Source organism: Gilliamella sp. B2717, from assembly GCF_026536675.1.
Taxonomy (GTDB): domain Bacteria; phylum Pseudomonadota; class Gammaproteobacteria; order Enterobacterales; family Orbaceae; genus Gilliamella; species Gilliamella apicola_I.
Map to the genome: position 1 here is coordinate 61,070 of NZ_JAFNNQ010000030.1, position 247 is coordinate 61,316.

The following is a 247-nucleotide window of genomic DNA, read 5'->3' on the forward strand; positions in this document are numbered from 1 at the left end:
ATTACCTTGTTTATACGCGTTAAATTGCGCTTCTAACGCCACCGTTTTAGCCATTGCCTGTTGTTCACCTTGCCAACAGTGATACGCAAAATAAAGCGCTAAACCGGTTATTACAATGCAACCATACGGTAATAACTTAATCAACAATGTTAATTTATTCATCATACTAATCCGTTTAAATACACGGTTTTACCACCATTTTTGACGGCGGTCAGCACTATTTGGCGATTATGAGTGGGACTGAATC